Consider the following 7360-nt stretch of genomic DNA (forward strand, 5'->3'; position numbering starts at 1 on the left):
GGGCAGGCGGGCCAGCAGCCCACGGCGGGCCAGCAGCCCACGGCGGGCCAGCAGCCCACGGCGGGCCAGCAGCCCACGCCCCCGACACTCACCGTGACCGACGTCGTGCCCTTCGCCGACACCGACCCGAACGGCACGGGGATGAACGCCGCGTTCTTCCCGATGCTCCTCGGCGGGATGATCGGCGGCATCGCGATCTCGTTCCTCGTCGTCGGCGCGTTCCGCCGCATCCTCGCTGTCTCGCTCTATGCGGTGGTCGGCGGGTTCGTGCTCACCGGCATCCTGCAGGGCTGGTTCGGCTCGCTGCAGGGCGCCTACCTGATCAATACGGCAGCGTTCACACTGTCGCTCGCGGCGATCGCGGCGCCCATCGTCGGATTCGTCGCCCTGATCGGACGCGCCGGAATCGCGGTCGGCCCGGTCGTCATGATGCTCTTCGCGAACCCCATCTCGGGCGCGGCGCTGCCGGCGTCGTACCTGCCGGGAGCGTGGGGCGCGGTGGGTCAGTGGTTCCCGCCGGGTGCATCGGCGACGCTCGTGCGCGACCTCTCCTACTTCCCGGATGCCGACGCCTCCGCCGCCTGGCTCGTCCTCGCCGCCTGGACAGTCGGCGGGCTGCTGCTCGCCGTCGCGGGCCACTTCCGCACTGCCGGCGGTGCGGAGCCCAACCGTGAGGCCGCCCTGGAGTAGCGCCCCGCGGCCCGGACGCGCCCACTCTTCGGCAGTCGCTTCGGCACAGTGTTTGCGCTGTTGACTGTGCGGGGGCGACTGCTGAGCCACGCCCCTCGAGGCTCGACCCGCCGAGCTGTCAGCCCCGCGGCCCTCCGCGTCAGTCCCAGACCGCGAGCGCCGGCTGCGCCGCGGCGATCCGCTCATCCTTCGTGACCAACCCGGCGCCCGCCGCGGCGGCTTGCGCCGCGATCATGCGGTCGAAGGGATCACGTGTGAATGTCATGGTCTGGGCGATGTCGACGACCCGCGCAAAGCCCTCCGTGTCTTCGTCGAGTCCGATCGATGAGGACAGCTCCGCGAGGATGCGGTCCGGCGACACGGCGATCCGCCCGATCTCGTGCAGGTAGCTCAACTCGAGACGCACCGTCGGCGAGATGCGCAACGACTCGGCATTCAGTCGATCCCGCAGCGCAGCCGGAAAGCGGGAGTGCTCTCCGGCGTACAACCACACCACGACGTGCGTATCGAGGTGCAGCGTCAAGGGTGCACCTCGGCATCCGCATTCCACTCGGCCGACCAGTCGATCGAGACGAGGTCGTCGGGTTCGCCGACGATGACCGCCGGGTCGACGTTGATACGCGCCAGCCGATCGGGGGGCTCGGCGGGAACGAGCCGCAATCGTCGCCCCTTGCGCTCGATCTCGATCGCCTCGCCCGTCTCGAGCACCTGATCGACCAATCGGTACACGTTCTGGCGGAGCTCCGACGCCGTCACAATCCTTGTCATGACGGAAGTCTACTCCGTACGTACGATCCAATGCCGAGCATACGTACGACCAGGTATCGAGGCGATCACTCCACCGGTGCGAGCCAGACGGTCGTCTCGCCGGGCACGACGCCGAGCGGCGTCGGCGTGCTCGCGAGGACGACGGGCGCGTCGTCGAGCTCGTACGGCTCGGTGCCGAAGTTGGTCACGATGTGCCACCCGTTCGGGCGCGCGAAGCGCAGCACGTCGTCGCGGCCGGTTTCCACCCATTCCAGGTGCTCGCCGGTCTGCAGCTCGTGCCGCAGGCGCAGCGCCGTCCGGTACAGGTGCAGGGTCGAGCGCGGATCGGCCTCTTCGACCGACACCGCGTACCGGGCGAACCACTCCGGCTGAGGCAGGTGGGCGCCGTCGTCGCCGAACCCGAAGGACGAGCCGTCCGGGGCCCAGGGCAGCGGCACGCGGCATCCGTCGCGCCCCACCTCTTCGCCGTGCGTGCGGAAGAAGGTCGGATCCTGCCGAGCGGATGCCGGGATGTCGGCGACCTCGTGCAGCCCGAGCTCTTCCCCCTGGTACAGGTAGGTGGATCCGGGCAGTCCGAGGATGAACGTCGTCGCCGCGCGGGCGCGCCGCGCGCCGCGCTCGCGATCGAGCTGCGCCTCGTCACCGCCGGCCACGAGCCAGTCGCCGCCGTGGCGGGCCGGCAGCCTCGTGCCGATGGCCTCGGGGTCGAGCCCATACCTCGTGGCGTGGCGCACGACGTCGTGGTTGGACAGCACCCAGGTCGACGACGAACCGGACTCGGCCACGAGCGCGAGGTTGTCGCTGATCACGCGCCGGAACTGCGCCGCGTCGAAGTCGGTCTCGAGCAGGTCGAAGTTGAACGCCTGCCCCAGCGATTCGGGACGCGCGTACAGGTGGATGCGGGACGGGTCGACCCACGCCTCGGCGACGGCCGTGCGCGGCGGATCGTACGAGTTGAACAGCGCGCGCCACTGCGCGTAGATCTCGTGCACCTCGTCGCGGTCGACGAGCGGATGCTTCCCGTCCTTCGGCATGAGCGCGAGCTCCGCCGACGACGGCAGCGGCTCGGTCAGATCCTTCGCGAGCAGGTGCGCGACGTCGATGCGGAACCCGTCCACGCCGCGATCGGCCCAGAATCGCAGCGTCGTGAGGAAGTCCTCGCGCACTTCGGGGTGATTCCAGTTGAGGTCGGGCTGCTCGATCGCGAAGGTGTGGAGGTACCACTGGCCGTCGGCGACGCGCTCCCACGCCGATCCGCCGAACATCGCGCCCCAGTCCGTCGGCGGCTCCAAGCCGTCGGGTCCGGTCCCCTCGCGGAAGATGTAGCGCTCGCGCGCCGCCGAGCCGCGCCCGGCCTCCAGCGCCTCCTGGAACCAGCGATGCCGGTTCGAGGTGTGATTCGGCACGATGTCGACGACGACCTTGATGTCGCGGGAATGCAGCGCCCGCAGCAGGTCGTCGAAGTCATCGAGAGTCCCGAGCCGCGGATCCACATCGCGGTAGTCGTCCACGTCATAGCCGCCGTCGGCGAGCGCCGAGGGGTAGAAGGGACTCAGCCAGATCGCATCGATCCCGAGGTCGGAGAGGTAGTCCACCCGCGACAGGATGCCGCGCAGGTCGCCGATCCCGTCGGCATCCGCATCGGCGAAGCTTCGCGGGTAGACCTGGTAGACGACGGCCTGCCGCCACCACGGGGGCAGCAGATCGAGAGTGCCGGATGCGGAGTCGACGGGGAGTGCCACGGGGGCGGAGTCCTTTCGGGAGGGTGGGGCGAAGCAGATGGAGAGGGTGGTCCGACCTGGCGGACCGCCGCAGATCAGCGTAGACCGCTGTCGCTCAGCCCTTGACCGCTCCCTGGGTGACGCCCTCCATGACCCAGCGCTGTGTGAACAGGTACGCGACGATCGCCGGAGCCATCGCCATGAGGTACGAGGCGAAGGACACGTTGTAGTTGTTGCTGAACTGCGTCTGGAACAGGTTCTGGCGCACCGGCAGGGTCTGCAGCGTCGGGTCGGAGATGATGAGCGAAGGCATCATGAAGTCGTTCCATGCGTACAGGAAGGCGAAGATGCCGACCGTCGCGCTCATGGGCGCCAGCAGCGGGAAGATCAACTGCCAGAACGTCTGCCACGTCGTCGCGCCGTCGATGCGGGCGCTCTCCTCGAGTTCGAGCGGAATCGAGCGCAGGAACGCGGTGAACAGCAGCACACTGAAGCTCAACTGGAACATCGTCGCGAGGATGATGACCCCGAACGGGTTGTCGAGGCCGACCCGACCGGTGAGCTGGATCTGCGGCAGCGCCACGACGGGGAACGGGATGAACATCGCCGCGAGTAGGTAGAAGAACGAGTACCGGAACAGCTTCCGGTCCCAGTTGCGCACGATGGCGTACGAGGCGAACGCGGCCAGCACGATCGTCGCGGTGACGGTGCCCGCCGTCACCAGCAGTGAGATGCCGGCGCCGACCGGGTACTTCGTGAGGTTCCACGCCTCGACGAAGCCCTCGATGCTGAACGGGGCCGGCAGCGAGAACGCGTTGCCGTCGACGGCCTGGCCGGTCGTCTTGAACGCCATCGAGATCGTGACGTACAGCGGCAGCAGCACCGTCACGGCGCACAGGATCAGGATGATCGTGCCCGACCAGTTGACCCGCTCCATCCCGGGCTTCTTCACACGCTTCGTCTTCGTCGTCTGCAGTCCCAGTGAGACATCGGCCTGCTCGAACGCGAGCGCGGCCTGACCGGAGGTGGACATCAGAGCTGGTTCCTTCCCCGTGTGAGCGAGAGTTGCAGGATGGAGATGAGGACGGCGACGATGAAGAAGATCGTGGCGTTCGCCATCTGGTAGGCGTAGTCGCCGCCGTTGAAGCCCGCGATGATCGCCATCGCGACGCTCCGGGTCGCGGTGCCCGGGCCGCCGTTGGTGAGGCCGACGATGATGTCGTAGGCGTTGAGGAACCCCTTGAAGCCGAGGATGAAGTTGATCACGACGTAGCCCGCCACGAGCGGCAGCGTGATCCGCAGCAGCTGCTGCCGCTTCGAGGCGCCGTCGAGGTCGGCCGCTTCGTAGACGTCGCCGGGAATCGACAGGATGCCGGCGATGTAGATCAGCAGGGTGCCGGGAATCGCCTGCCAGGCGGTCACGATGACGATCGCGACCCACGCGAGGTCGGGATTGGCCAGCAGGCTGGTCTGCAGGAACGGGATGCCGAGTGCAGACCCGGCCGCCGGCAGCGAGTTGGAGAACAGGAAGTTGAAGACGTAGGCGATGATGATGCCCGAGATGACCATGGGGATCACGAAGACCGTCCGCAGCCCCGTCTTGAATCGGATACGCGAGGTGAGTCCCACCGCGAGCAGGAACGCGCACACGTTGACGACGATGACGGTGGCGATCGAGAACCCGAAGGTGAACAGGTAGGCCTGCAGGATCGCCGGGTCGCCGAACAGCGCGATGTAGTTCGTGAGACCGTTGAAGCTCCACTCACCGATGCCGATCGAGTCGGTGAAGCTGAAGAAGATGCCGACGACGCCGGGGACGGTGATCGCCAGCGTGAACAGCACCAGCGTCGGAAGCAGGAACAGATAGTAGATCGGCTCGACCCGCCTCTTGCGGTGCCTCACAGTGCCGCCCCGACGGGTGTCAGTGGTCGAGGTCGCGCTCATTGTCCGGACTCCTTCGTCTTGTCGGCCACGACGGGTGCGCGGAACGCGACCCGCGCCCAGTCGGCATCCATCGTCTGCAGAATGCCGTCGGGATTGGCGCCCAGCACGATCGCCTGCGCGTAGTTGAAGACCGGGATGGTCTTCGGCACGAGCACGGATGGCCCCTGATAGATCTGCCCGTCGTCGTAGTACCGGATCATCCCCTCGATGCGCGGATCGGTCGGCGGTGGCGCGTCCCCGGTGGGCGTGAAACCGAGCTGGGACTCGTTGTACTCCTGGATGACGTCGGGCTGGAACAGATACTCGAGGAAGTCGCGGGCGGCCTCCTGGTGACGCGAGCCCTCGGGGATCATGGCGGCGAGGTCCATGTTGACGCGGATCGCGAGATCGCCCGGGTCATCGGTCATCGGCAGCGGGAACGTGCCGAGCTGCAGATCGGGGGCGGTCTTCGCGATCTCACTGAAGGCCCACGGTCCCTGCAGATACATCGCCCCCTGCCCCTTGGCAAAGGCGAGGTTGCCATCGCCGTAGCCTCTGCTGTTGGCATCCGCGTTGACGTAGTTGTCGGCGAGTTGGGTCATCTTGCCCATCGACTCGGCGAAGTCCTTCTGGAACGAGCTCTCCGAGTCCGGGCCGACGTCGGTGCCTTCCGCGTTCATGGCGTCAAAGAAGTCGATGACGTCGATCGAGCCGCCCACGGAGTAGTCGTACCACCCCTGACCGACAGTCCAGTCATCCTTGAAAGTGCCGTAGAACGGCGTGATCCCCGCCGCCTCCAGCGCGTCGCAGACGGCGAGCAGCTCGCTCCACGTCTGCGGTACCTCAAGACCCTGCGCGTCGAAGATCTCCTTGTTGTAGATGACGGATGCCGCCATCACCGAGTACGGCAACGCACTCGTCCGTCCCTCGCACGAGCCGTACTGGTCCATCAGCGGGCCGAGGTCGTCCTTGACGTTCGATGCCGCCACCGTGCCTGACAGGTCGCTCAGCGCGCAACGCTGCACGAACCGCGCGACCTCGAAGTTGTAGTTGGCGAGCATGATGTCGGGCGGGTTGCCGCGCACGAAGCTCGCCGAAACGACATCGACGCCGGACGTGTCCATCTCGACACGGACAGCATCCTGCGACGCGTTGTAGTCCTGGACCACCTGGTTCATGAACGCCAGCGCCTCGCGCTTGCTGAAGGTGAACCGGATGGTCTCCCGCCCGTCGGCGGAACACCCCGCCAGCAGGCTCGCGCCCAGCGCGAGAACCGCACCCGCGGCTACCGCGCGCCATGCTCTTCTAGACACCCTCGTCCTCCCGTTGTGCGTCGTCGCTCGATATTGATCGTCGAATAGATTTTCTCGCCAAATCAATATCTACGCGGCAGTATTGCAGAACAACGTCAAGAAGGTCAAGACCCCGATGTCTACAGTCCCCGCCGCCTCGCCACCGCCGTCGCCGCCGCGACGTGCGAGTCTCGACGCCGTGCTCACGCATGCCTGGTCGAGCGCGGAGTTCACCGCCACCGACGCGATCGCCGCAACGGGTCTGACCCGCTCGACCGCGATCGACGCCATGGCGACGCTGGCGGACCTGGGTCTGCTGCGGGAGCTGCCGAACGCGCGCGAAGCGGGCGCCTATCGTAAGGGACGGCCCGCCCGGCGATTCGAGCTGCGCGGCGACGCGGCGGTGCTGGTCGGCGTGGACGTCGGCAACGCCCACATCACAGCGAGGGTCGCCGACCTCCGTTCCGTCCCGCTGTCGACGCGCCGCGTCGAGTTGGAGCCCGATCGTGACGACGCCCCCACGCGAGCGAGGCTGATCGTTCGCGCCGTAGACGACGCCCTCGAGACAGCAGGGCGAACCCGGGCCGATGTGCTCTCGCTGTGCGCGGGGGTGCCGGCACCGGTCGATGCCCACGGCCGGTCGCCGCGCAGCCATGACAGTTTCTGGGGCCGCATGAACCCCGGGCTCATCGATGCGCTCGGGTGGGCTCCGCTCGTGCGCATCGACAACGACGCGTCACTCGCGGCACTGGCCGAGGGCACGAGCGGGTCGGCGGTGGGATGCCGGAACTACATCACGCTGCTCGCGGGGGCACGCCTGGGTGCTGGCGTCGTGATCGACGGGCATCTGCTGCGCGGCACGCACGGCGGCGTCGGCGAGATGAGGGCGTTCGACCACGTGACCGGCGTCGGTACGGCCAACGGCGTCGGCGCGATGGCCGCGCGGTGGGCGGCGGAGGCCATCGC

The 7360-nt window shown here is 67.8% G+C and carries 7 protein-coding genes and 1 pseudogene; 2 read left to right on the forward strand and 6 right to left on the reverse strand.

Annotation, left to right across the window (positions count from 1 at the left end):
* Positions 1 to 690: pseudogene (locus tag WBP48_RS01605) on the forward strand (ABC transporter permease); the annotation flags it as partial.
* Positions 691 to 829: 139 nt separating this feature from the next.
* Here WBP48_RS01605 and WBP48_RS01610 read toward each other — a convergent pair.
* The 6 genes from WBP48_RS01610 to WBP48_RS01635 form a co-directional block, all read right to left on the reverse strand.
* Positions 830 to 1213, reverse strand: coding sequence for a type II toxin-antitoxin system VapC family toxin (locus WBP48_RS01610; RefSeq protein ID WP_424435086.1), 384 nt, complete (start codon positions 1211 to 1213; stop codon positions 830 to 832).
* Positions 1210 to 1458, reverse strand: a complete 249-nt coding sequence (locus WBP48_RS01615; protein WP_424435089.1) for a type II toxin-antitoxin system Phd/YefM family antitoxin — start codon at positions 1456 to 1458, stop codon at positions 1210 to 1212. The genes WBP48_RS01610 and WBP48_RS01615 overlap by 4 nt, the downstream gene beginning before the upstream one ends.
* 65 nt (positions 1459 to 1523) lie before the next feature.
* Positions 1524 to 3200, reverse strand: a complete 1677-nt coding sequence (locus WBP48_RS01620) for a glycoside hydrolase family 13 protein (RefSeq protein ID WP_424435092.1) — start codon at positions 3198 to 3200, stop codon at positions 1524 to 1526.
* Between the two features lie 94 nt (positions 3201 to 3294).
* Positions 3295 to 4116, reverse strand: coding sequence for a carbohydrate ABC transporter permease (locus WBP48_RS01625; RefSeq protein ID WP_424435104.1), 822 nt, complete (start codon positions 4114 to 4116; stop codon positions 3295 to 3297).
* Between the two features lie 95 nt (positions 4117 to 4211).
* The gene (locus WBP48_RS01630; protein WP_424435095.1) at positions 4212 to 5123 is read right to left on the reverse strand and encodes a carbohydrate ABC transporter permease; all 912 of its coding nucleotides are present in this window, start codon (positions 5121 to 5123) and stop codon (positions 4212 to 4214) included.
* Positions 5120 to 6415, reverse strand: coding sequence for an ABC transporter substrate-binding protein (locus WBP48_RS01635; protein WP_424435098.1), 1296 nt, complete (start codon positions 6413 to 6415; stop codon positions 5120 to 5122). Before WBP48_RS01635 ends, WBP48_RS01630 begins: the two co-directional genes overlap by 4 nt.
* Before the next feature lie 115 nt (positions 6416 to 6530).
* Between WBP48_RS01635 and WBP48_RS01640 the strand changes: the two genes are divergently transcribed.
* Positions 6531 to 7360 (forward strand): ROK family protein (locus WBP48_RS01640; protein WP_424435101.1); only part of this gene is annotated, 830 nt, incomplete at its 3' end.

The organism is Microbacterium sp., from assembly GCF_049661145.1.
GTDB lineage: Bacteria > Actinomycetota > Actinomycetes > Actinomycetales > Microbacteriaceae > Microbacterium.